The organism is Actinorhabdospora filicis (genome assembly GCF_030269765.1).
In the GTDB taxonomy this organism is placed as follows: Bacteria; Actinomycetota; Actinomycetes; order Mycobacteriales; family Micromonosporaceae; genus Actinorhabdospora; species Actinorhabdospora filicis.
Genome location: NZ_BSTX01000002.1, coordinates 1,394,308 through 1,416,601, shown reverse-complemented (window position 1 = coordinate 1,416,601; position 22,294 = coordinate 1,394,308). Strand labels below are relative to the sequence as shown.

The 22,294-nt window shown below is 72.0% G+C and carries 20 protein-coding genes; 10 read left to right on the top strand and 10 right to left on the bottom strand.

Annotated features, from left to right (window positions below; all coding sequences use genetic code 11):
• Window positions 1-137: 137 nt before the first annotated feature.
• Genes aspT (QSK10_RS19420) through aspT (QSK10_RS19410) form a run of 3 tightly spaced genes read right to left on the bottom strand, consistent with a single transcriptional unit; the run spans window position 138 to window position 5,210 of the window.
• Window positions 138-1,832, bottom strand: coding sequence for an aspartate-alanine antiporter (aspT, locus tag QSK10_RS19420; RefSeq protein ID WP_285664272.1), 1,695 nt, complete (start codon window positions 1,830-1,832; stop codon window positions 138-140).
• Between the two features lie 5 nt (window positions 1,833-1,837).
• A complete protein-coding gene (locus QSK10_RS19415; protein WP_285664271.1) occupies window positions 1,838-3,490 on the bottom strand; it encodes a bifunctional aspartate transaminase/aspartate 4-decarboxylase in 1,653 nt (550 codons plus the stop codon).
• Between the two features lie 25 nt (window positions 3,491-3,515).
• Window positions 3,516-5,210 carry an aspartate-alanine antiporter gene (gene aspT, locus QSK10_RS19410; protein WP_285664270.1) on the bottom strand — a complete coding sequence of 565 codons (1,695 nt, stop codon included), beginning with the start codon at window positions 5,208-5,210 and terminating at the stop codon, window positions 3,516-3,518.
• 153 nt (window positions 5,211-5,363) lie between these two features.
• On the opposite strand from aspT (QSK10_RS19410), the gene QSK10_RS19405 reads away from it, so the two are divergent.
• The 4 genes from QSK10_RS19405 (at window position 5,364) to QSK10_RS19390 (ending at window position 9,496) form a co-directional block, all read left to right on the top strand.
• Complete coding sequence (locus tag QSK10_RS19405; protein WP_285664269.1) at window positions 5,364-6,125, top strand: MerR family transcriptional regulator; 762 nt, start codon at window positions 5,364-5,366, stop codon at window positions 6,123-6,125.
• Between the two features lie 102 nt (window positions 6,126-6,227).
• Window positions 6,228-7,790, top strand: coding sequence for a serine/threonine protein kinase (locus QSK10_RS19400; protein ID WP_285664268.1), 1,563 nt, complete (start codon window positions 6,228-6,230; stop codon window positions 7,788-7,790).
• Window positions 7,787-8,524 carry a hypothetical protein gene (locus tag QSK10_RS19395; protein ID WP_285664267.1) on the top strand — a complete coding sequence of 246 codons (738 nt, stop codon included), beginning with the start codon at window positions 7,787-7,789 and terminating at the stop codon, window positions 8,522-8,524. The genes QSK10_RS19400 and QSK10_RS19395 overlap by 4 nt, the downstream gene beginning before the upstream one ends.
• A gap of 30 nt (window positions 8,525-8,554) precedes the next feature.
• Window positions 8,555-9,496, top strand: a complete 942-nt coding sequence (locus tag QSK10_RS19390) for a lactonase family protein (RefSeq protein ID WP_285664266.1) — start codon at window positions 8,555-8,557, stop codon at window positions 9,494-9,496.
• Here the strand turns inward: QSK10_RS19390 and QSK10_RS19385 are convergent.
• From QSK10_RS19385 to QSK10_RS19365, 5 genes are all read right to left on the bottom strand, one after another.
• The gene (locus tag QSK10_RS19385; protein ID WP_285664265.1) at window positions 9,493-10,119 is read right to left on the bottom strand and encodes a class I SAM-dependent methyltransferase; all 627 of its coding nucleotides are present in this window, start codon (window positions 10,117-10,119) and stop codon (window positions 9,493-9,495) included. The genes QSK10_RS19390 and QSK10_RS19385 overlap by 4 nt on opposite strands.
• Window positions 10,120-10,175: 56 nt before the next feature.
• Window positions 10,176-10,373 carry a hypothetical protein gene (locus tag QSK10_RS19380; protein WP_285664264.1) on the bottom strand — a complete coding sequence of 66 codons (198 nt, stop codon included), beginning with the start codon at window positions 10,371-10,373 and terminating at the stop codon, window positions 10,176-10,178.
• A gap of 109 nt (window positions 10,374-10,482) precedes the next feature.
• Window positions 10,483-11,928: an FAD-dependent monooxygenase gene (locus QSK10_RS19375; RefSeq protein WP_285664263.1), complete on the bottom strand. Its 1,446-nt coding sequence runs from the start codon at window positions 11,926-11,928 to the stop codon at window positions 10,483-10,485.
• 2 nt (window positions 11,929-11,930) lie between these two features.
• Complete coding sequence (locus tag QSK10_RS19370; RefSeq protein WP_285664262.1) at window positions 11,931-12,890, bottom strand: MBL fold metallo-hydrolase; 960 nt, start codon at window positions 12,888-12,890, stop codon at window positions 11,931-11,933.
• Window positions 12,891-12,898: 8 nt separating this feature from the next.
• Entirely contained in the window at window positions 12,899-14,419 is a 1,521-nt protein-coding gene (locus tag QSK10_RS19365) for a molybdopterin-dependent oxidoreductase (protein WP_285664261.1), read from the bottom strand.
• A gap of 132 nt (window positions 14,420-14,551) precedes the next feature.
• On the opposite strand from QSK10_RS19365, the gene QSK10_RS19360 reads away from it, so the two are divergent.
• The 4 genes from QSK10_RS19360 to QSK10_RS19345 all read left to right on the top strand — a co-directional run bounded on the left by QSK10_RS19360 (window position 14,552) and on the right by QSK10_RS19345 (window position 18,668).
• Window positions 14,552-15,637, top strand: coding sequence for a Gfo/Idh/MocA family protein (locus QSK10_RS19360; RefSeq protein ID WP_285664260.1), 1,086 nt, complete (start codon window positions 14,552-14,554; stop codon window positions 15,635-15,637).
• 85 nt (window positions 15,638-15,722) lie between these two features.
• Window positions 15,723-16,571: a GDSL-type esterase/lipase family protein gene (locus QSK10_RS19355; protein ID WP_285664259.1), complete on the top strand. Its 849-nt coding sequence runs from the start codon at window positions 15,723-15,725 to the stop codon at window positions 16,569-16,571.
• 23 nt (window positions 16,572-16,594) lie between these two features.
• Window positions 16,595-17,926 (top strand): M20/M25/M40 family metallo-hydrolase, encoded by a 1,332-nt coding sequence (locus tag QSK10_RS19350; RefSeq protein ID WP_285664258.1) that lies wholly within the window; start codon window positions 16,595-16,597, stop codon window positions 17,924-17,926.
• A 70-nt stretch (window positions 17,927-17,996) separates the two neighbouring features.
• On the top strand, window positions 17,997-18,668 hold the full coding sequence (locus QSK10_RS19345) for a hypothetical protein (RefSeq protein ID WP_285664257.1): 672 nt from the start codon (window positions 17,997-17,999) through the stop codon (window positions 18,666-18,668).
• A 302-nt stretch (window positions 18,669-18,970) separates the two neighbouring features.
• Here QSK10_RS19345 and QSK10_RS19340 read toward each other — a convergent pair whose 3' ends face one another.
• Entirely contained in the window at window positions 18,971-19,207 is a 237-nt protein-coding gene (locus QSK10_RS19340) for a DUF5703 family protein (RefSeq protein WP_285664256.1), read from the bottom strand.
• 51 nt (window positions 19,208-19,258) lie between these two features.
• Entirely contained in the window at window positions 19,259-20,230 is a 972-nt protein-coding gene (locus QSK10_RS19335; protein WP_285664255.1) for an aldo/keto reductase, read from the bottom strand.
• Window positions 20,231-20,361: 131 nt separating this feature from the next.
• Here QSK10_RS19335 and QSK10_RS19330 point away from each other — a divergent pair, with 131 nt between their 5' ends.
• Entirely contained in the window at window positions 20,362-21,414 is a 1,053-nt protein-coding gene (locus QSK10_RS19330) for an LLM class F420-dependent oxidoreductase (RefSeq protein ID WP_285664254.1), read from the top strand.
• Window positions 21,415-21,417: 3 nt separating this feature from the next.
• Window positions 21,418-22,245 carry an undecaprenyl-diphosphate phosphatase gene (locus QSK10_RS19325; protein WP_285664253.1) on the top strand — a complete coding sequence of 276 codons (828 nt, stop codon included), beginning with the start codon at window positions 21,418-21,420 and terminating at the stop codon, window positions 22,243-22,245.
• The last annotated feature ends 49 nt before the right edge of the window (window positions 22,246-22,294 follow it).

The window sequence follows — 22,294 nt, the reverse complement described above, 5'->3', positions numbered from 1 at the left end:
GGCCTCTCCAACCGGTATTCCGGTTGTCGGCCCCGGTTGTTCCGGGTGACTCGCACGAGTGGGAACAGTACACGATCGTGGTCGGGCGGGTTGTGGGGAGGGGTGTTTCGTGGGGACGGTGGGTTAAGGCCGTCCGGCTATGTCAGTGCGTTGGCCATGGCGACCACGACCGGGCCGAGTAGCGGGAGCGCGACGTTGGAGAGGGCGTAGACGATCGTGTACGCCATGAGGGGGGTGGTGTTGCCGGCCTGCTGCTGGACGGCGGTGATGCCGGGGGTGGAGCACTGCTGGCCGCAGATGGAGCCGAGGACGAGGGGGGAGGGCAGTTTCATGATCTTCCAGCCGACGATCAGGGAGATCGTGGCGGGGATGAGGGTCATGAGGACGCCGGCGATGGGGAGGCCGATGCCGAACTGCTTGACGAGGCGGACGGCTTCGGGGCCGGAGGAGAGGCCGACGGCGCAGATGAAGGTGGCCAGGCCGAGGGTTTTGATGACCTCGGCGGCGGCGGGGTGGTACTGGCCGACTTTGGGGTCGCGGGCGCGGAACCAGCCGAAGGCGAGGCCGGAGAGGAGGCAGCCGCCGCCGGTGCCGAGGCCGAGGGGGATGTCGCCGAGGGGGACGACGATCTTGCCGATCATGAAGCCGAGGACGACGCCGATGGAGATGAAGACGAAGTCGAACTTGACGCCGGGGTCGATGCGGAAGCCGACCTTGGGCACGAAGGCGGCGAGGTCGGCCTTGGTGCCGGTGAACTTGAGGGTGTCGCCGCGGTGGATGTCGGTGCCGGGCTGGACGGGCAGGTCGTGGTCCATGCGGTTGATGCCGGACAGGAAGACGCCGTGGCGCTGCTGCGGCGGGATCTGCTCGCGGAGCTCGCCGAGGGTGGCGTGGGAGAAGCCCTTGGCGGTGACGACCACGTCGGCGGCGTCGAGTTCGAGGTCGGTCATGCCGGACGTGGGGGCGACCTCGGGGCCGAGGACCTTGTCGCCCGACAGGAGCGCGTCGCGGGGTCCGACGAGGAGGACGATGTCGCCCAGGACGAGGCGGGCGGCGGGTTCGGCGGCGATGTTGTCGCCGCCGCGGCGGATCCGCTCGACGGTGACGCCCTTGCCGAAGCGCTTCTCCACGTCGGCGACGGTGAGGCCGTCACCGGCGACGATCTGGTGCGCGCGGCCGACGAGGCCGGGCAGGGCGGGGGAGGCGGCCTCGTCGGTGGAGCCGCCGCCGAGCTTGCGCCACAGCTTCTCGGCCTCGGCGCGCAGGTCGACGCGCATGATCAGCGGGAAGAACTGGCTGGCCATGAGCACGATGGTGATGAGGCCGCAGATGTAGGAGATCGAGTAGGCCGTGCCGACGTTGGCCTGGAGGGTGCTGATCTCGGCCGCGGGCAGGTTGAGTTTGGCGATGGCGTCGGTGGCGGTGCCGACCACGGCGGACTCGGTGGCGCCGCCGGCCATGAGACCGGCGGCGGTGCCGATGTCGAGTCCCATGATCTTGATCGCGGCGGCGGTGATGGTCAGGACCATCACCACCTCGATCACCGTGAACACGCCGTAGCGCAGGCTCTTGCGGTTGAGACTGGCGAAGAACGAGGGGCCCGACAGGTAGCCGAGGGTGAAGATGAACATCGCGAAGGCGATGTTCTTCACCTCGTCGTTCAGCTTCACGTCGGCGAACATGCCGACGACGATGGCCACGATCAGGGTCCCGGCCACGCCGCCCAGGGAGATCTTCCAGATCCGCACCGCGCCGATGGCGAAGCCGAGCGCGAGGCAGATGAAGAGCGCGATCTCGGGCGTGCTCTGGATGATGTTCTTCGCCCAGTCCATGTCGGTCAGCCGCCGTTCCGCTTGTCGAACTCGGCCTTGTACTCCTGCCCGATCTCCCAGAGCCAGGAGCCGATCTTCTCGTAGGCGTCCATCGGCAGGTTCGCCATCGAGACGCGGACCGACCAGTCGGGGCCGTCGAAGCCGCCGCCGTTCAGCAGGACGATGGAGCCCTTCTCGGCGAGCCGGAAGATCGGGTCGACCGGTTCGTAGGTCTCCTGCATCCACGCGGCGAACTCCGCGCCCCAGTTGCGTTCGGCCCAGGACAGCAGGTCCAGCTCGGTGTAGTAGTGCGCCGAGTGCGGGTCGTGGGGGAGGTTCACGCCCATGCCCTTGGTGAGGGCGTTCATGCGGCGGGCGATGATCGACTGGCAGATGTGCTTGTACTCGTCGCCCTCGTCGAGCAGGGCCTGGAGCGAGAAGAGCGCCATCTGCGTCTGCTGCGGTGTGGACAGCCCGGCGGTGTGGTTGAGGGCGACCTGCCGGGAGTCGGCGACGAGGCGGTCGATGAACCTGAGCTTCTCCGGTTCCAGGGTGATGGTGGAGTAGCGCTTGTTCAGCAGGTCCTTCGTGGACTGGTCGTGCGCGGCGAGCATCTCGTCGAAGACGTTGTCCTGGTTGACGGCGATGACGCCGAGGCGCCAGCCGGTGCAGCCGAAGTACTTGGAGAAGGAGTAGACCCCGATGGTGTTGCGGGGGACGGCCGCCATGAGCGACTGGAACCCGTTGACGAAGGTCCCGTACACGTCGTCGGTGATGACGGTGAGGTTCTTGTTCTTCTCCTTGACGATGGTGGCGATCCGGTTGAGGGTCTCCGGCGCGAGCATCACCGAGGGCGGGTTGCTGGGGTTGACGCAGAAGAGCGCCTTGACGCTGGGGTCGGCGAGCTTGTCGATCTCGGCGTCCGGGTACTGCCAGGTGTGGAAGCCGTCCTGGTCGACCTTGTCGGCCTGGAGTTCCAGCACGTTGAACTGGTAGCGCTCCAGGTGCGGGATCTCCAGGTACGGGGTGAAGATGGGCGTCATGATCGCGATGGTGTCGCCGGGCTTGAGCAGGCGGTTGATGATCGCGGTGTCGAAGATGTAGCACATGGCGGCGGTGCCGCCCTCGGTGGCGAACAGGTCGAAGCGGCCTTCGGCGGGCGTCGTCCCGGCGCACATCTCCTTGACGATGTACTCGTGGACGACCTGCTCGATGCAGGTGAGCATCCGGTCGGGGACGGGGTAGTTGTCGCCGATGACGGCGTCGGTGAGCTCGTGGACCCACGTGTCGGGGTCGAAGCCGAGGCGGTCGACGCCGTAGGCGACGGACCCGGTGAGCAGGTCGGCGCCGGTCTCGTGGCGGTTGGTGGTCAGGAACGCGGTGAAGCGCTCGGCGATGCCGCCCTTGGCGGGCATGCCGCCCAGGACCGACCACTCGCTCCAGGCGCGGTTCGACTCCTCCAGCGCGAAGCGCAGGAGGAGGCCGAAGGCCGCGCGCGGGACGGTGGCGACCCAGTTGGGGTTGCCGCGCCCGGCGTTGAGCATCTGCCCGGCCCCGGCCTGCGCGTTCTCGTCGGCCAGTTCGATCAGCCGGTTCTTGATCTCGAACGGGCTGAGCTGGAGGAGCTGATGCTCCTCGTCGCGGCTGGTCTTCGTGCCGGCCGGATCGATCGTCGTCATGGTGCGGTCGTCCCCCCGTTAGTCGTCACGCCAGCAGCGCGACGATGATGGTTCCCCAGATCGTGAGCAGGGTGTTGCCGATGGCGTACGGCACGGTGTAGCCGAGGACCGGGACCTGGCTCTTGGCCTGGTCGGTGATGGCGCCGATGGACGCCGTCGTGGTGTTGGCCCCCGCGACCACGCCGAGCAGGATCGGCGTCTTGAACTTGAAGACGTACTTGCCGAGGTACAGGCAGATCACCATCGGCGTGAGCGTGACGATGAGCCCGGCGCCGACCAGGCCGAGGCCCTCCGACTTGACGCCGGAGATGAACTGCGGTCCGGAGGTGATGCCGACGATGGCCACGAACATGCACAGCCCGCCCTGGCTCATCAGCCAGTTCGCCGCCGGTGGGAACCGCCCGAAGGTGGGGGACTTGGCGCGCAGCCAGCCGAAGACGAGGCCCATGATGAGCGCGCCGCCGGAGGTGGTGAGGCCGATGCTGGCGCCGGCGATGGCGAGGGTGGGGATGCCGATGAGGCCGCCGACGACGATGCCGAGCCCGATGTAGGAGAAGTCGGTCTCGTCGCTGCTGCGGTTGGGGTAGCCGATGACCTTGGTCGCGGCCTCGACGAACTCCTTGCCGCCCTGGATGGTGATCTCGTCGCCGCGGTGCATGACGGTGGAGTCGCTCCACGGGATCTGGATGCCGCCGCGCACGAGCTTGTTGACGAACACGCGCGGGGCGTGCTCGGCGAAGGCGTCGCCGACGGTGGCGCCGACGAGCTTCTTGTTGGTGATGACCAGCGGCAGCTGCTCGATCTGGTAGTCGAGGAGCTCCTGGTCGTCGACCTCCTCGCCCCAGGTGTCGTCGATGTCGAGGGCGACCAGGTCGGGGCGGCGGGTGGTGACGGTGACGATGTCGCCCTCGCGCAGGACGGTGCCGGAGTCGAGCTGCTGGATGCCGCCGTCGCGGCGGAGCTTGTGCAGGATGACCCGGTGCCCCTGCTGGAGGGCCTCGCGTTCGATGTCGCCGATGGTGCGCCCGATCAGCTCGGGCCGGGTGAGCTTGTAGGCGCGGCGGACGACGGAGTAGTAGGCGGGACCGGCGTCCTTCTCGGTGGCGGTGCCGAGCTGCTTCTCCATCTCGTGGGAGGCGGCGGCCAGGTCCTTGGTGCCCATCATGCGCGGCGCCACGGTGGACAGGAAGTACGCGGCGGCGGCCGTGCCGAACAGGTAGCAGACGGAGTAGCCGACGGCGATCTGGCTCTGATAGGTGGTGATCTGCTCCTGGGTGATGCCCGGCAACTGGGCTATCGCCTGATCGGCGACGCCGATGACGGCCGATTGCGTCAATCCGCCGGCGAGCAGGCCCGAGCCCCAGCCGGGTCCGTAGTGGAGCAGCTTGGCCATCACATAGGACACGATCAGGCCGATGACGCAGGAGATGACGGCCAGGATGACCTGCTTGATCCCGTCGCCTCTGAGCCCGGCGAAGAACTGCGGTCCCACGTTGTAGCCCAGGGCGAACAGGAAGCCGATGAAGGCGACCGTCTTCACCAGGTCCGGGACCTGGGTGTGGGTCAGGGCGCCGATCAGCACGCCCGCGAGGAGGCTGCCGGTGACCGCGCCCAGCGTGAGGCTCTTGTACTTGAGCTTGCCGACGAAGAACCCGATGGCCAGCGCGAGGAAGATCGCCAGTTCCGCGTGTTCCACCAGCACGTTCTTCAGCCAGCCCATCGAACCCCCCGCTCCCATGGCCGTCGCTGGTCAACGTACATCCATCCGATGTGATCGAAAGGGGCGATTTGTGAAATCCGTGCGAGCCGGATCACACCGCCTTGACCCTGACGTAACGTCAGGTCATAGCGTCGGCCGCGGAGGTGAGCACGCATGCCCTACACGGTGGGACGGGCCGCCGCGCTGGCCGGTGTCACGGTCCGCACGCTGCACCATTACGACCGCCTCGGACTGGTCCGGCCACGCGGCCGCGACCGCTCCGGGTACCGCCGGTACACCGACGGCGACCTGGAGCGGCTGCACCAGGTCCTGTCCTACCGCGAACTGGGCTTCGGGCTCGACGACATCGCCCGCCTCCTGGACGACCCGGACGCGCGCCCGCTCGACCACCTGCGGCGCCAGCGGTCGCTGCTGGAGGAGCGGATCGCGCGGCTGACGGCCATGGCGCGGGCGATCGAGCACATGATGGAGGCGACCGAGATGGGACTGTCCCTGACCCCCGAGGAGCGATTCGAGGTCTTCGGCGAGCACGACCCCGCGAAGTACGAGGACGAGGTCCAGCGCAAGTGGGGCGCGAGCCCCGCCTACAGCGAGAGCCGCCGCCGCACCGCGTCCTACGACAAGGCGCAGTGGGCGGCGATCAAGGCCGAGGCCGAGGCCATCACCCTGGCCTTCAAGGACGCCATGGCGCGCGGCGAGCCCGCCACCGGCGCGGCCGCGATGGACCTCGCCGAGGAGCACCGCGCGCACATCACCCGCCGGTACTACGACTGCGGGTACGACGTCCACCGCGGCCTGGCGGCCATGTACGTGCGGGACCCGCGTTTCACCGCGACCTACGACGTCGTCGCGCCGGGCCTGGCGGCCTACATCTCCGCCGCGATCACCGCCAACGCCGACCGCGCCGGAGCCTAGATGTGAGGGCTCCCCCCGGGGAGCCCTCCCCATGGACACCTCACGCGGCGTCACCGCATGCTGGAGACGAACGAGCAGCCACACGTCCCAGGAGCCCGCGACATGAGCGCCGCACCCGAGCCCCGCCCCTACGTCGTCGGACCCGACGACGCCCCCGACAAGTACCGCCTGCGCCGCCAGGTCGGCGGAGGCGGCGAGGCCGAGCTGTGGGAGGCCGAGCTCACCGTGGACGGCGCCGCCGAGCGCGTCGCGGTGAAGGTCCTGCGCGACCGCCACGCCGTGGACGCCGGAGCCTGGCGCGACCGCTGGTCGGAGCAGGCCGAGCTGCTGCGCCTCATGCGCCACCCCGGCGTCGTCGGCGTCCACGCCTACTTCGAGGGCGCCCGCATGCACCTGGCGGGCGAGACCCCCGACCCCGCCGAGGGCCGCACCCACTACCTGGTCATGAACTGGGTCGACGGCCAGGACCTGCGCCAGTGGGTCACCGAGGGCCACGACCGCGGCGCCGCCCTGCGCCACCTCATGCAGATCGCCGACGTCCTCGACTGGCTCCACGAAGGACGCGCCACCCCCTCCGGGCGCCCCGTCGTCCACGGCGACGTCAGCCCCGGCAACGTCGTCATCAACGCCGACGGGCAGGCCGTCCTGGTCGACTTCGGGCTCTTCCGCATGGCCACCGCCATCGCGCTGCCCTCCGCCGGAACCCAGGGCTACCTCGCGCCCGAGGTCGTCCTCGGCGGCGAGTACAGCCCGGCCTCCGACCGTTACGCCTTCGGCGCGCTCGCCTACTTCGTCCTCACCGGCAGCGCGCCCCCGGCCGATCCCGAGCTGCTGCGCCTGGAGATCGCCGACGCCGTCGACCCCGGCGGCGTCGCCGACGCCGACCTCCTCGGCCGGATCTTCGACCCCGAGCCGGCCGAGCGCCCGGCCGTCGGCGACTGGATCCGCCTGCTGCGGCAGCACTCCTCGACGATGATCCCGCGCGGGGCCTCGCTGCCCGCCCCGGCGCCGCGCAGCTCGCTGCCGCCGCCGCGCCCGCCGCGCGTCCTGGCCGCCCGCCGCCCCACCGTGTGGCGCGAGCCGGTCACCACCGGGCCGGTGCTCACCGTGCCACCGCCACCGCGGTCGCTGCCGCGCGCGCGTCCCATCGCCGCGCCTCCCCCCAAGCGCCGCTTCGACACCTGGCAGTGGCTGGTGGCCGTGCTCGCCGTCGTCCTCGTCGTGGCCTTCTGCGGCCTGATGGGCGCCGCCCTGTGGGCCAACTCCCACGGCGACGACTCCGGCCCGATGAACGCCAACAGCAACTACTCTCCGTTCATCCTCCAGCCTCCGCCGGGGGCGACCCGGGTGCCGATCACGATCAACGGGCAGGGCTACGAGGCCATCCAGGCCGCGCCCTGCGCGAAGTTCACCGCGCAGGACTACGCGCTGCCGGGCGGCTACAACAGCGTCGACCTCCAGCTCGTCCTCGCCGATGACAACCCGAAGGGCACCGGCGCGCTGTTCACCGTCGAACTCGACGGCAAGGAGGCGGCCAGCACCACCGTCGGCCAGGGCGACTGGGGCAGCCTCAGCGTCCGGTTGCGCGACGCCAAGGTCATGCGCGTGACGGTGGAGTCCACCGCCCCCGGTACGTGCGCGGTGCTCTCCGGAAGCGTCTCGTGAAGGCGCTGCCCGACCTCATCGTCGAATACGAGGGAAACACCACGGTCCTGACGGCCACCGACACCCTCACCTTCGGCCGGGACGCCTCCTGCGGCCTGTGCCTGGACAGCGCCGACCTCGGCGTCAGCCGCATCGCCGGGCGCCTCTCGGCCACCGGGAGCGGCTGGGCGGTGACCAACCTCAGCCGCAAGCGGCCCCTGCACATCGTCGACGCGGCCGGGTTCGGCGTCCCGCTGCCGGTGGTCTCCGCCGGTGGCGTCCCCAGCCGCCGCTCGGTCGACGGTTCTCCGCTCACCGTCCTCGTCGTCGGCGAGGCCTGGACCTACGCGCTCATCCTGCGCCTGGACTCCGACGACCCCACCGGGAGCATCGAGGACCCCCTCGACGAGAACCGGACCCGCACGCAGCTGCCCGCGCTCACCGACCGCCGCCGCGAGGTCCTGGTCGCCATGACCTCGGGATACCTGCGCCCCTACCCCTACTACGACCCGCGGCCGCGCACGTACCAGGAGATCGCCGACATGCTCGGCCTGCCCAAGTCCACCGTGGTCAAACGCATCGAGCAGGTCCGCCTCGACCTGGTCAACGCCGGTGTCCTCGGGCTGGAGAAGGAACTGGACGCCCGCCGCACCCTCTGCGAGTGGCTGTTGGCCACGCGCGTGCTCACTCCCGCGGATCTGGACTGGCTCACCGTGCGCGCCGCCGCGCGGGATCGCGCTTCACCGAGCACATAGGAGCAAAGGATCTCCAGTACGATCTTGCCCATGCTCGTACTCGGAGGTTACGGCGAGGGCCTCGGCCTGGCCGACAAGGGAATCCGCGTCATCCCCGCCGACCGGCCCTCCTACGCCGTGGCGCGCGACGGCGTGATCTACGCCGCGCTCGAACGCGACGGCGCGCCCGGCGGCGTCCTCGCCGTGCGCGAGGACGGCACGGTGCTGGCCGTGGAGTCCTCCGGCGGCGACTCGCCCTGCCACCTCGCCTTCCACGGGCACTGGCTGCTGGTGGCCAACTACGGGGGCACCGTCGGCGTCCTGCCGCTGTACGAGGACGGCGGGCTCGGCGCGCTGCACGAGGCCGTCGCGCACGTCGGCTCGGGTCCCAACGCCGAACGGCAGGAGGGACCGCACGTCCACCAGGTGGTGGTCTCACCCGGCGGCGGCTGGGTCCTGGCGGTGGATCTGGGCACCGACGAGGTCGTCGTCTACGCCTTCGCCGACGGCGAGCTGACCCGGCACGGCGCCTACGCCGCCACCCCGGGCAGCGGCCCCCGGCACCTGGCCTTCTCCCCGGACGGCGCGTACGCCTACCTCGTGGGCGAGCTGGACGACTCGCTCACCAAGCTCGCCTGGCACGAGGCGCGCGGCGAGCTGAGCACCGTGGCGCGCCTGCGCACGCTCCCGGAGAACGTCGCGCTCACCAACTACCCCGGCGCGGTGCGCGTCTCGGCCGACGGCTCGCTCGTCTACGTCACCAACCGCGGCCACGACTCCATCGCCGTGGTCGACGCCGGGCCGTTCCGCCTGCGCACCACCGTCCCGTGCGGCGGCGAGTGGCCCCGCGACGCCGTGCTGTCGGGCGACCTGATGTACGTGGCCAACCAGTTCAGCGGGACGGTGGACGTCCTCGCGCTGGAGGACGGCGTCCCGGCCGTCACGGGCGAGCGCCTGGAGTTCCCGGCGGTGACGAGCGTCCTGCCGCTCTAGGCCTTGCGCGCCAGGAGCTGCGCGCCGCGCGAGCGGTGGCCGTTCATCGTGGCGACCTCGACGCCCTCCTCGGCGAGGATCTCGAAGCCGCCGAGGAGCCCGCGCAGGTGCTCGATCGAGTGATGGCGGCAGCGGGCGCCGTCGTCGGTGGTGAACACGCCGTACGGGCCGTCCTGGTCGGCGGCGTAGCGAGCGAGGTTGCGCTCGTCGTCCTGGAGCAGCAGGTCGCTGACGTACAGCAGCCCGCCGGGCGCCAGCAGCCGGGCGATCTCGGCGATCAGCGCGCGCTGGTCGGCGTCGGCGGGGACGCAGGTGAGCACCGCGAAGAGCAGGACGACGTCGAAGGACCCGCCGGGCGCGGCCACGGCGGGCGGATCGGTGATGACGCCGAAGCGCAGACCCGGGTGCTCGCTCCGGCCGCGGTCGATGAGCGCGGGGGAGAGGTCGACACCCGACACGTCGGTGAACCCGAGCTGGCCGAGCTCGCCCATGAGGCGGCCGTAACCGCAGCCGTAGTCGAGGACGCGCGCGTCGCGCGGGATGTCGGCGAGGCGCTCGGGCCGCAGCGGGTGGGTGAAGGTCTTGGCGGCGCCGGGGCCGTCCCAGTAGGCGAGCTGGCTCATGCCCGGGCAGCCTACCCGCGGGTCGCCCCGGAACCTCCCGGCCCGGGGCGAGTCGATCAGCAGCCGTTCGGGTACTGCTTCCACCAGCAGTAGTTCGGGCAGTTGTCGTAGTGGATGCAGCAGTACTTCTCGTGGCCGTAGGCGCACGCGCCACAAGTGCCCTGGTCGAGGGGGATGCAGCGGTAGGCGCGGGCGCCGGTGCGCGGGACCAAAGAGTCCAGTAACCGGTCGGAGATGGCGCGAAGCGCGGTCATGATGCTCCTTCGAGGTGACGCGGCGGAACCTTGGCCGCCGTGTGGGGCAGACGCTAGTGATGCGACCGGGATCACGTTGCCCCCTGTGGACGAATCACGCTTTAGCGGCCTACCGGAAGCCTCGTGCCCGCCGCAGGGCCGCCGCGATCTCGCCCGGCGCCGGGTCGTCCAGGACGGCCGCGAGGTGCCCGTCGGGACGCGCCAGCCACACGCGTCCGGGCCGGGCGTCCAGGGCCTCGCCGCTCACCCGCAGCGCCGGGACCGGTGCCGCGGGCGCGTCGCCGGTGTGCAGGAGCGCGAAGTCCCCGAGGTGCTCGCGCAGGCGCCCGGAGCCGTGCGGCTCGTCGGGGCACACGTCGCCGGGGGCGACCGCGAGGCCGTCGCGCGGGGTGGTCAGCGGCGAGCGCGCGTAGGAGTGAGGCGCGTACAGCCGCCCGCTGTCCACCTGGGCGAGGGCCCCGGCGTCGCCGCTCGCGGCGCGGGTGAGGACGTCCTCGCGGTGGGCGGCCTCCTCGGGGGTGCGCGGGACGAGGAAGCGCATGGTCGCGCCGGTGACGCGCAGGTTCTCCAGCGCCGCCGCGCGCCGCTCGTGGTGGTAGGACGGCAGCAGCGCCGGTCCGGCCAGCCCGGCGCGGTCGAGGGCGATCTTCCACGCGGCGTTCTCGGCGTCGGCGATGCCCGAGTTCAGGCCGCGCGCCCCGAACGGGCTCATCACGTGCGCGGCGTCCCCGGCGAGCAGGACGCGCCCCTCGGCGAAGGACGGCGCGGCCCGCTGCGCGAAGCGGTACGACGACAGCCACACGATCTCGTAGGGCAGGCCGCCGGTGATGAGGCGGATCCGGCGGTCCACCTCACCGCTCGCGCGCGCACCGGCGAGGTCGAAATCGCCCGGCACCTGCCAGTCGATCCGCCACACCGAGTCCGGCTGCGGGTGCAGCAGCACCTGGCGGCCGGGATTCCACTCGGGGTCGAAGTGGAAGCGCCGCTGCGGCCCGAAGGGCAGCTCGGCGCGGATGTCGGCGATCAGGAAGCGGTCGCCGAAGGACTCGCCGGGGAAGTCCAGCCCGAGGGCGTCGCGGACGGCGCTGTGGCCACCGTCGGCGCCGATGAGGTGGCTGGCCCGCAGCGTGCCGCGCCCGGTGCGGACGGTGACGCCGCCGTCCTGCGCCAGGCCGGTGACGGGCGTGCCGTAGCGGATCTCGACGCCCGCGCTCCGGACCGCGGCTTCCAGGACCTCCTCGACGCGCCACTGCGGGATGTTCACGAACGGCGGGAAGCCCGTGACCGTCTCCGGGAACGTGATCCGGAAGAGCTCCCGGTGCCGGTGGTAGGTGCGGCCGTGCGTCCACGTCACGCCCTCGCGGGCCAGGACCTCACCGCAGCCGGCCCGGTGCAGGGCGTCCAGGACCTCGCGCTGCACGCAGATCGAGCGCGAACCGGCCGCCTCCCGCCGCTCCGCCGTCTCCAGCACCACCGCAGGGACGCCCCGCCGGGCCAGGAACAGCGCGGCGGCCAGGCCCACCGGCCCGCCGCCCGCGATCGCCACGGGCTCCACGCTCAGCCCTTCAGCTCCGCCCACACCTCGCGGTCGCGCTCGGCGGTCCACACGCGAGGCCAGTCCACACCCGCGCGCTCGTCCCAGTAGCGGGACACGTTGAACGGGAGGCAGTGCTCGAAGATCGGCCACGACCCGTACCGGGGCGCCAGGGCCGCGTGCGCGGCCTCGAAGGCGTCCCGCAGCCCGCCACCGCGCTCGGCCGCCGCGTCCACCTCCCGGCACATGACGGTCAGGAAACCCCGGGTCTGTGCCACCGCCGCCGCGACCTCGTCACGGCCCTCCACGACGTCCCCGCGCCCGCCGATCAGCGTCGTGGCGCCCAGGGCGGCCACCGCGTCCAGCGTCGCGCCCGCCCAGTCGCGGTGGAAGGCGTCCCCGGTGTACAGCGCGGCCCGCGCCTCCACCAGGTCACCGGCGAACAGGACGCCCCGGCCGGGCAGCCACGCCACGATGTCCCCGGCGGTGTGCCCGCGCCCGAGATGCCGCAGCACCAGGTCGCCGCGCCCGCCGCCCAGATCGATGGTCAGCTCGCCGGTGAACGTCACCGTCGGCCGCGTCAGGCCCGGGATCGACTCGGCGCCGGTGAACAGCCGCGGCATCCGCCCCGCCTCCGAGGCCCAGTCCTCGGCGCCGCGCTCGCCGATCAGGAAACGCGTCCGCTCGTGCGCCACGATCTCCTGCGCGCCGAACGCGGCCGCGCCCAGCGTCCGGACCGCGTGGTAGTGCGACAGGACGAGGTACCGCACCGGCTTGCCCGTGCGCTCCCGCAGCCGCTCCAGCCACCGCCCCGCCATCACCGGCGTGGCGCGCGCCTCGAAGCACACCAGGAAGTCCTCGCCCTCGATCGCGCCCACGTTCGGGTCGCCCTCGGCGGTCAGCGCGTACACGCCCTCGGCGAGCTCGGCGAAGGTCTCGGTCTTCTCGGCCAGGTCGGCCGAGGAGGCGAAGGGCACGGACACGGCGGCTCCTAGCTGACGTCCACGGTCACACTGTGCAGCCCGGTCGCGCCGTCGGGGGCGACCGGTGCCCGCTGCTCAGTCTGCACGACTCCGCCGCCGTCGGTGGCCCGCACGGTCAGGCGATGCTCGCCCGGCGTGGCGTCCCATTCACAGACCCACTGCCGCCAGGTGTCGGAGGAGGTGACCTCCGACAGCCGCGCGGGCAGCCACGGCCCGTCGTCCACGCGCAGCTCCACGGCCTGGATCCCGCGATGCTGCGCCCAGGCCACCCCGGCCACCGCGACCTTCCCCGCCGTCGCCTTGCGTCGCGGGGTGTCGATGCGCGACTCGGTCTTGATCGGCGCGGGCGTGGACCAGCCGCGCGGGATCCAGTAGGCGTCGAAGTCGGCGAAGGAGGTCAGCTCCAGCTCGGTCAGCCACTTGGTGGCCGAGACGTACCCGTAGAGGCCCGGGACGACCATCCGCACCGGGAAGCCGTGCCGCACCGGCAGCGGCTCGCCGTTCATGCCCACCGCCAGCATCGCGTCCCGGCCGTCCACGCACAGGGCCGTGGGGGACCCGGCGGTCCACCCGTCGGCGGAGCGGCCGACGAGCTGGTCGGCACCGGCGTCGGGACGTACCTCGGCCAGCAGGTCGGCGAGCGGGACGCCCAGCCACCGCGCGTTGCCCACGAGCTCCCCGCCGACCTCATTGGACACGCACGTGAGGGTGATGTCGCGCTCGATCATGGGGCGCTTGAGGAGGTCGTCGTAGCTCAGCTCGATCGGGTTGGCGCACCTGCCGTGGATCCGCAGCCGGTAGTCGGCCGGGAGGAGGTTCGGGGGCACGAGGGCGGTGTCGATGCGGTAGAAGTCGCGCGCGGAGGTCTGGAAGGGCGTCAGGCCGTCCACACCGAGCTCGGCGCCCGCCGGGCGCGGGGGAGCGGGGGACGCCGGGGCCGGCAGCGCGACCTTGTTCCGCGCCTCCTCCACCGCGGTGCCCTGCCCGAAGTTGCGGCCGATCGCCACCCCGGCACCCGCCCCGGCCAGCGCGAGCCCGGAGACGGTGATGAAGCGGCGGCGGTCCCAGGCGCGCGGATCCCACGGCGGCTTCTCACCCGCCACCGGCGCCCGCCGCAGCAGGCCGTAACCGACGGCGAGCGCGACCAGGCCCGCCACGATCGAGGGGATCGCGTCCACCGCGCCCGAACCCTCGCGCGTCACCGCCGCGACGACGCCGACGGCGGTGAACAACGCCACGGCCACACCGGCGTAGCGGAGCCTGCGCGAGCCCACCACGCCCACCGCGGCCGCGATCACCGCGAGGAGCACCGCCGTGCCGACCTGGAGGGCGAGCTTGTCGTAGGTCCCGAAGACCCCGATCGCCCACTCCTTCACCGGCTCGGGAGTGGCGCGCACGACGTGGTCGCCCACCGCGACCAGCGGCGCGCCCGAGGGACCCGTGAGCGCCGCCGTCAGCTCGCCCGCGCCGAGCCCGGCGCAGGCGGCGACGACACCGGAGAGGGCCGCGGCCCACCGTTCGACTGCCATGCCCCCATTCTTGTGCGCCCGGGGCCGCGCGGCCCGCCCCGCCGGGCGGCGGTAAGGGAGCGGTAACCATTCAGGGGCACCGATTCCCGGAGGGATTGATTCCGGCGCCGCCTTCGGCCACCATGTGCCCACATGACCGATCTCCGCCTCGGCATCATCGGCTGCGGGAACATCTCCGGCCAGTACCTCGCCACCCTCACCGGCCTCCCCGGCGTCACCCCCGTCGCCTGCGCCGACCTCGACCCCGCGCGCGCCGCCGCCACCGCCGCCGGGCACGGCCTGCGCGCCCTCGGCGCCGACGCCCTCCTCGCCGACCCGGACGTGGACGCCGTGGTCAACCTGACCGTCCCGAGCGCCCACGCCGACGTCACGCGCGAGGCCATCGCCGCCGGGAAGCACGTGTGGAGCGAGAAGCCCCTCTCCCTGACCCGCGAGGACGCCGCCGCCATCACCGCCGAGGCCGCGGCCGCCGGGGTGCGGGTGGGCTGCGCGCCCGACACGATCCTGGGCGCCGGGCTCCAGACCACCGCCCGGGCCGTCGCCGACGGGCTGATCGGGCGTCCCGTCGCGGCCACCGCGTTCTTCGCCACCGCCGGTCCCGAACTGTGGCACCCCGACCCGGAGTTCTTCTACGCCAAGGGCGCCGGGCCCCTGCACGACATCGGCGTCTACTCCCTGACCGCCCTGGTCGCCATCCTCGGCCCGGTCGCCACCGTCACCGCCGTCACCGCCAGGGGCCGCGACCAGCGCGTCATCGAGTCCGGGCCCAAGGCCGGGCGGACCGTCCCCGTCGAAGTCGCCACCCACTACAGCCTCACCCTCGGCATGGCCTCCGGCGCCGTCGCCACCATCGTCACCTCCTTCGACGTGCCCGGGCACCACCTGCCGCACCTGGAGGTCCACGGCACCGACGGCTCCCTCACCGCCCCCGACCCCAACCGGCACGACGGGCACCCCTCGCTGCGCCGCCGGGGCGAACGCGAGTGGACCGAACTGCCGCACACCGGCGGCTACCTGGGATCCCGGCGCGGCATCGGCGTCCACGACCTGGCGACGGCACTGGCCCAGGGACGCCCGCACATCGCCTCCCTGGAACTGGGCGCGCACGTCCTGGACGTCATGCTCACCGCCGACGAGGCCGCCGCGGCCGGACGGACACTGCCCGTGGCCGGCGGCTGCGCCCTTCCACCGCCGGTGCCCGGCCTGATCGGAGGATGAGCGGCCGAAACCGGCACGATATGACCGGAATGTCGTTAACCTCCTTGGCAGCCGGGTTCACACGAGGCTGTTTCAGGAGGTCGACATGCTCGGACGCATCGCTCCCGCCGCCGCGCTCGCCGCCGTCCTCGCGGTCGGCGCGGCCGCACCCGCGCGGGCCGAGGACCCCGCGCCCGCCTACCCGTCCTCGATGGCCGCCCTCGGCGACTCCATCACGCGCGGCTTCAACGCGTGCGGCTGGTTCTTCGACTGCACCGCCCGCTCCTGGAGCACCGGCGACAGCGACCGGGTCAACGGGCACTACCACCGCCTGACCACCCTCAATCCCGGGCTGGAGGGCAACCGCCACAACAACGCCGAGACGGGCGCGAACTCCGCCGACCTCGTCGCGCAGGCCTTCGACGCCGTCGAACAGCGCGTCGACTACGTGACCGTCCTCATCGGAGCCAACGACGCCTGCGCCGACACCGAGGCGGGCATGACCAGCGCCATCCAGTACCGCACCAACGTCTCCGCCGCCCTCGACGCGATCAAGGAGGGCCTGCCCGACGCGCGCGTGTTCATCGCCTCCATCCCCGACGTCTACCGGGTCTGGGAGGCCGGGAAGGACAATCCCGACGCCCGCAACACGTGGGAGCTGGCCGGGATCTGCCAGTCGCTGCTGGCCGACCCGCTGTCCACCGACGCCGCCGCCGAGCAGCGCCGCGCGAACGTGCGCCAGCGGGTGGTCGACTACAACACCGCGGCCTCGGAGCTGTGCGCCGCCTACGGCCCGAACTGCTCCTACGACGGCAACGCCGTCTTCGGCACCCAGCTCACCGCCGACGACATCTCCGCGTGGGACTTCTTCCACCCGAATGTGGAGGGCCAGGCCCGCATCGCCGAGGTCACCTTCGCGGCGGCCTTCGGGACCGAGCCGTCGCCGTCAACGTGATCGGTTGCTGGTAAGAAGGGGGGATGAGCGCAGCCGCATCCCTCCCCCCTCACCCGTCCGCCGAGGACGAGGTCGTCGAGATCTGCCGCGACCTGCTGCGGATCGACACGACCAACACCGGCGACAACGACACCAGCGCCGGTGAGCGGGTCGCCGCCGAGTACGTCGCGGAGAAGCTCGCCGAGGTCGGCTTGGAGCCGGTCATCGTGGAGAGCGCGCGCGGCCGCGCCAGCGTCATCTGCCGCTACGAGGGCGCCGACCCGTCCCGGGGCGCGCTGCTGATCCACGGGCACCTCGACGTGGTGCCCGCCGACGCCTCCGAGTGGTCGGTGCACCCCTTCTCCGGCGAGCTCAAGGACGGCTACCTGTGGGGCCGGGGCGCGGTGGACATGAAGGACTTCGACGCGATGACCCTCGCCGTCGTGCGCCAGTGGAAGCGCGAAGGCCGCGTCCCGCCGCGCGACCTGGTCCTGGTGTTCTTCGCCGACGAGGAGGCCGGTTCGGCTTATGGCGCGCACTTCGTCGTCGACGAGTACGCGCACCTGCTGGACGGCGTCACCGAGGCGATCGGCGAGGTCGGCGGTTTCTCCGTCTCGGTGAACAACGACCTGCGGCTCTACCTGATCGAGACCGCCGAGAAGGGCCTGGACTGGCTGCGGCTGACCGTCTCGGGCCGTCCCGGGCACGGCTCGATGATCCACGACGACAACGCGGTGACGCAGCTCGCCGAGGCCGTCGCGCGCATCGGCCGCACGCGTTTCCCGGTCGTGATCACCCCGACCGTGCGGGCGTTCCTGGAGGAGGTCTCGGCGATCCTGGACGTCGAGCTGGACCTGGAGAACCCCGAGGCGACCATCGCCAAGCTCGGCCCGATCGCCCGCCTCATCGGCGCCACCATCCGCGACACGGCCAACCCGACGCGCCTGGACGCCGGGTACAAGGACAACGTGATTCCCGGCAAGGCGCAGGCCGTCATCGACTGCCGCACGCTCCCCGGGCGCAGCGAGGAGTTCGAGCGGCAGCTGCGCGCCATTGTCGGCCCGGACGTGCAGGTCGACTACATCCACCGGCAGCCGGCCCTGGAGACGAGCTTCGACGGTGCCCTCGTGGACGCGATGGCCGCCGCGCTGCGCGCCGAGGACCCGGGCGCGCGTCCCGTCCCGTACATGCTGTCGGGCGGCACCGACGCCAAGGCCCTCAACCGGCTCGGCATCCGCTGCTTCGGTTTCGCGCCCCTGAAGCTCCCGGCCGACCTGGACTTCTCCGCCCTGTTCCACGGCATCGACGAGCGCGTGCCCGTCGACGGCCTCCAGTTCGGCGTCCGCGTGCTGGACCGGTTCCTGTCCGGCAGCTGACCCGAAGACCCCGCGGCTGAGCCCCCTCGCAGCAAGCACCCGTGACCGCATCGGAAGAAAGAGCGAGCTCATGCCCCACGACACCGCTTCCCGCGTCCCGGAGGTGGCCGCCGCACTGGAGGCGGTCATCGTGGCGACCCGCAGGCACCTCGACGTCATCGCCGCCGAAACGCGCGGTGACGCCGAGGTGTGGGCCGCCTACGTCGCCCTGAACGAGGCCAGCGTCGCCTACGACCGGCTCATCGACGAGGTCTACGGCGAGGCGACCCCGTGGGACCCGCGTCCCCTCCCCGGCGGTGACGGCGAGGGCCCCTGGGCGGGCGGCGACGACCTCGCCGAACCCGACGGGCAGCCGGTGATCATCTCGGTGCGGCAGCGGCGCGACTACCTCGTGCCCAGCCAGGCGGCGCTGATGCGCATCGCCGAGGCCGCGCGCGAGGCCGTCCCCGATCCCGAGGACGACGGTTCGCCGCTCACCGGGATCGGCGACGCGGTCCTGGAGCTGCTGCACGCCGGTGGCGGGACCCTCTCGGCCCTGGAGATCGAGGAGCTCACCCCCCTCGACGGGCTGGTCGTGGTCAACGAGATCGCCGCCTCGATCGACCTGGACGCGGTGGGCAACGGCGGTGAGGACGCGGCGTTCGTGATGGGCGGCGAGCAGCCCGTGGTGGGGCGCCTGGACGAGCGCTCCAACTACGACTACGACGATGAGGACGAAGAGGAAGAGGACGAGGGGGAGTAGCGGGCACGGAGACGGCCGTGAGAACGGCCGTGTGCCGAGACCCCTCCGGCACCACCGGGGAGAGAAGTGTCGTGGCCGGGTGGTCGTGGTGGATGCTCACGGGAGCGGCGCATCCGGCCCGGCCGGCCACGACGTATCCGTGTGCCGGGGAGTCTCGGTGACCACCGGCCCGCGAAGAGCGTCCTCAGCACCGGGGTCCAGGGCGACGCCCTGGTCGGGTGCAGGGCGAAGCGCCTGCGAGCCCCGCCCCGTCGGCGGGCTCCCACGGCACTCCGTCCCCAGGACCCCGGGACCCGGGTCGGTCAGTACGACAGTCCCGGCAACCCGATCCCCGTCCGGGTCCGCCGCCGTCGCAGCGTGACCTTCCGTTCTCCACCGGGGTAGCGCGCGACCCGGGCCAGTTCCCAGCCGCCGTACTCGGCGGCCACGGAGAGCCTGGCCTGGGCGGTCAGGGGGTCGACCTCCCCGCCGATGCGCAGGGGAACGTACTCGTAGGCGTCGGTGGAAGACTCGTCGGCGCCCGCATCCATCTCGTCCATTCCGACATAATGCACCCGTTCGCCGGTGAACGCCACGCCTCCGCGCGGTGTCTACGCCTGGCGTTCGGGGTAGCCGATCTGCGGCGCGGACACGTCGTCGAGCGCGAGGCGGATCTCGGCGGGCAGGACGACCTTCTCGGCGGCCATCGCGCCCATGAGCTGCCCGACGGTGCGGGCGCCCAGGATCGCCGAGGACACCCCGGGACGGTCGCGGACCCAGGCGATGGCGACTTCCAGGGGCGACACGCCCAGGCCATCGGCGGCGGTGGCGACGGCCTCCACGATCCCGGCGCAGCGGTCGTCGAGGTAGGCGCCGACGAAACGCGCGAAGTGCACCGAGGCGGCGCGGGAGTCGGAGGGCCGCCCGAAGCGGTACTTGCCGGTCAGGACGCCCCGGCCCAGCGGCGACCACACCAGCATGCCCAGCCCCAGCGACGTGCACGCGGGGATGACCTCGCGTTCCACACCGCGCTGGACGAGGGAGTACTCGACCTGGGTCGCGGTGATCGGCGCGCGTCCCGGCCACGCCTGCTGCCAGGTGGTGGCGCGCGCCGTCTGCCAGCCGGAGAAGTTGGAGACGCCGACGTAGCGGGCGCGCCCGGACGACACCGCGTAGTCGAGCGCCGAGAGCGTCTCCTCCAGGGGCGTGTCGGGGTCGTAGAGGTGGAGCTGCCACAGGTCGACGTGGTCGGTGCCGAGCCGCGCCAGGGACTCGTCGAGGGACCGCAGGAGATGCGCGCGGGAGGTGTCGCGGCGCCGGTCGGCGCCGGTGCGGACGCCCGCCTTCGTGGCGATCATCACGTCGGCGCGGGGGAGCACGGTGCCGAGGAGCCCGCCGAGGATCTGCTCGGCCTCGCCGTCGGCGTAGACGTCGGCGGTGTCGACGAGCGTTCCGCCGGCGTCCACGAAGGCCTTGAGCTGCGCGGCGGCGTCGTCGGCGTCGGTGTCGACGCCCCACGCCATCGTCCCGAGCGCGAGCCGGGACACCTCCAGCCCACTGCGTCCCAGCGGTCTCTGCTCCATGACCAGGGACGGTACCGGGAAGCGTCGAGCCGCGCCGCACGCCCCGCCGGACGGCGGAGGCGTCGGGCTAGGCTGATGCGATCGTCCACCGGGCGAATCAGATGGAACGTCTGCGATCGGGAGGGGTTGACGTGCGTCTCGGGCTCAGTCTCGGTTACTGGGGGAGCGCCGCCGAACCGGCCGCTCATCTCGCGCTCACCCGGCACGCCGAGGAGCTCGGCTACTCCGTCGTGTGGGCCGCCGAAGCCTACGGATCCGACTCGGTGACGATGCTGACCTGGCTGGCGGCGCAGACTTCCCGCATCGACGTCGGCTCCGGCGTCATGCAGATCCCGGCGCGGCAGGCGACGATGACCGCGATGACGGCCGCCTCGCTGGACGCGCTGTCCGGCGGCCGGTTCCGGCTCGGGCTGGGCGTGTCGGGGCCGCAGGTCTCGGAGGGCTGGTACGGCGTCCCGTTCGCCAAGCCGCTGGGCCGCACCCGCGAGTACGTCCAGGTCGTGCGCGCCGCCCTCAACCGCGAGCGCGTCGCCTTCTCCGGCGAGCACATCACGCTGCCCCTGCCCGACGGCCCCGGGAAGGCCCTGCAGCTGGCCATGAAGCCGCGCCGCGCCGACATTCCCCTTTATCTCGCGGTCATCGGCCCGAAGAACCTCGAACTGGCCGGGGAGATCGCCGACGGCTGGCTCGCGGTGTTCTTCGCCCCGGAGTTCGCCGCCGAGCAGCTCGCACACGTCAAGGCCGGCGCCGAGAAGGCCGGGCGCGACCTGTCGGGCTTCGACGTCGTCCCGACCGTGCCCGTCGTGGTCTCCGACGACGTGGCCGCCGCCGCCGACCCCGTCCGCGCCTACACCGCCCTGTACCTGGGCGGCATGGGCAGCCGCAAGCAGAACTTCTACCACAACCTGGCCGTGCGGATGGGCTTCGAAGAGGCCGCCGACAAGGTCCAGGACATGTACCTGGAGAAGAAGCACCGGGAGGCGATGGCCGCCGTCCCGCACGAGTTCATCGACCGCGTCTCGCTCATCGGGCCGCCGGACCGCATCGCCGACCGCCTCGCCGCCTACGCCGAGGCGGGCGTGACGACGTTGTCGGTGACGCCGTTCGCCGCGACCCCCGAGGAGCGGGCGAACACACTGCGAGTGGTCGCCGAGGCCGCCGCCAAGGCCGGAGTGGGGGAGTAGCGCGTGGAGATCTGGCAGGCCATCATCCTCGGCATCGTCGAGGGCCTGACCGAGTTCCTCCCGGTCTCATCGACCGGGCACCTGACGATCGTCGAGGAGCTCATCGGGCTCAAGGTCAACGACCCGGCCGTCACCGCCTACACCGTGGTGATCCAGATCGGGGCGATCGCGGCGGTGTTCGTCTACTTCTGGAAGGACATCTCGCGCATCAGCGTGGCCTTCTTCAAGGGCGTGTTCAACAAGGAGGAGCGGCAGAACTTCGACTACCGCTTCGCCTGGTACATCATCATCGGCTCGATCCCGGTGGGCATCGTCGGCTTCCTCGGCAAACCCATCATCAAGGGACCCCTGCGCAGCCTCTGGGTCGTGGCCGCCGCGCTGATCCTGTGGAGCTTCGTGATGTGGTTCGCCGAGCACGCGGCCACCATGCAGCGCCGGGAACGCGACCTGACCTGGAAGGACACCCTGATCATCGGGCTGGCCCAGTGCTTCTCGCTGATCCCGGGCGTCTCCCGCTCCGGCGCGACGATCTCCATGGGCCTCCTGCGCGACCTCGACCGCGTCACCGCCACCCGCCTGTCGTTCTTCCTGGGCATCCCCGCCCTGACCGCCGCCGGGCTCTACGAGCTCAAGGACGCCTTCGAAGGCGACATCGGCGTCGTCCCGATCCTGGTCGGCACCGTGGTCAGCTTCGGCGTGGCCTACGCGTCGGTGGCGTGGCTGCTCAAATTCGTCTCCGGCCACAGCATCAAGGCCTTCGTCTGGTACCGCATCGGACTGGGCGTGCTGATCATGGTGCTGCTCGGGACGGGTGTGCTGCAGGCGACCTGAGCCCGGGCCACCCGCGTCCCCTCGCAACGATCAAGGGCGACGTACATTC

Bases quoted from the DNA above. Each gene is read 5' to 3' on its own strand.
- aspT (WP_285664272.1), bottom strand. From the start codon at position 1,832: ATGGACTGGGCGAAGAACATCATCCAGAGCACGCCCGAGATCGCGCTC.
- QSK10_RS19415 (WP_285664271.1), bottom strand. From the start codon at position 3,490: ATGACGACGATCGATCCGGCCGGCACGAAGACCAGCCGCGACGAGGAG.
- aspT (WP_285664270.1), bottom strand. From the start codon at position 5,210: ATGGGCTGGCTGAAGAACGTGCTGGTGGAACACGCGGAACTGGCGATC.
- QSK10_RS19405 (WP_285664269.1), top strand. From the start codon at position 5,364: ATGCCCTACACGGTGGGACGGGCCGCCGCGCTGGCCGGTGTCACGGTC.
- QSK10_RS19400 (WP_285664268.1), top strand. From the start codon at position 6,228: ATGAGCGCCGCACCCGAGCCCCGCCCCTACGTCGTCGGACCCGACGAC.
- QSK10_RS19390 (WP_285664266.1), top strand. From the start codon at position 8,555: ATGCTCGTACTCGGAGGTTACGGCGAGGGCCTCGGCCTGGCCGACAAG.
- QSK10_RS19385 (WP_285664265.1), bottom strand. From the start codon at position 10,119: ATGAGCCAGCTCGCCTACTGGGACGGCCCCGGCGCCGCCAAGACCTTC.
- QSK10_RS19380 (WP_285664264.1), bottom strand. From the start codon at position 10,373: ATGACCGCGCTTCGCGCCATCTCCGACCGGTTACTGGACTCTTTGGTC.
- QSK10_RS19365 (WP_285664261.1), bottom strand. From the start codon at position 14,419: ATGGCAGTCGAACGGTGGGCCGCGGCCCTCTCCGGTGTCGTCGCCGCC.
- QSK10_RS19360 (WP_285664260.1), top strand. From the start codon at position 14,552: ATGACCGATCTCCGCCTCGGCATCATCGGCTGCGGGAACATCTCCGGC.
- QSK10_RS19355 (WP_285664259.1), top strand. From the start codon at position 15,723: ATGCTCGGACGCATCGCTCCCGCCGCCGCGCTCGCCGCCGTCCTCGCG.
- QSK10_RS19350 (WP_285664258.1), top strand. From the start codon at position 16,595: ATGAGCGCAGCCGCATCCCTCCCCCCTCACCCGTCCGCCGAGGACGAG.
- QSK10_RS19345 (WP_285664257.1), top strand. From the start codon at position 17,997: ATGCCCCACGACACCGCTTCCCGCGTCCCGGAGGTGGCCGCCGCACTG.
- QSK10_RS19340 (WP_285664256.1), bottom strand. From the start codon at position 19,207: ATGGACGAGATGGATGCGGGCGCCGACGAGTCTTCCACCGACGCCTAC.
- QSK10_RS19335 (WP_285664255.1), bottom strand. From the start codon at position 20,230: ATGGAGCAGAGACCGCTGGGACGCAGTGGGCTGGAGGTGTCCCGGCTC.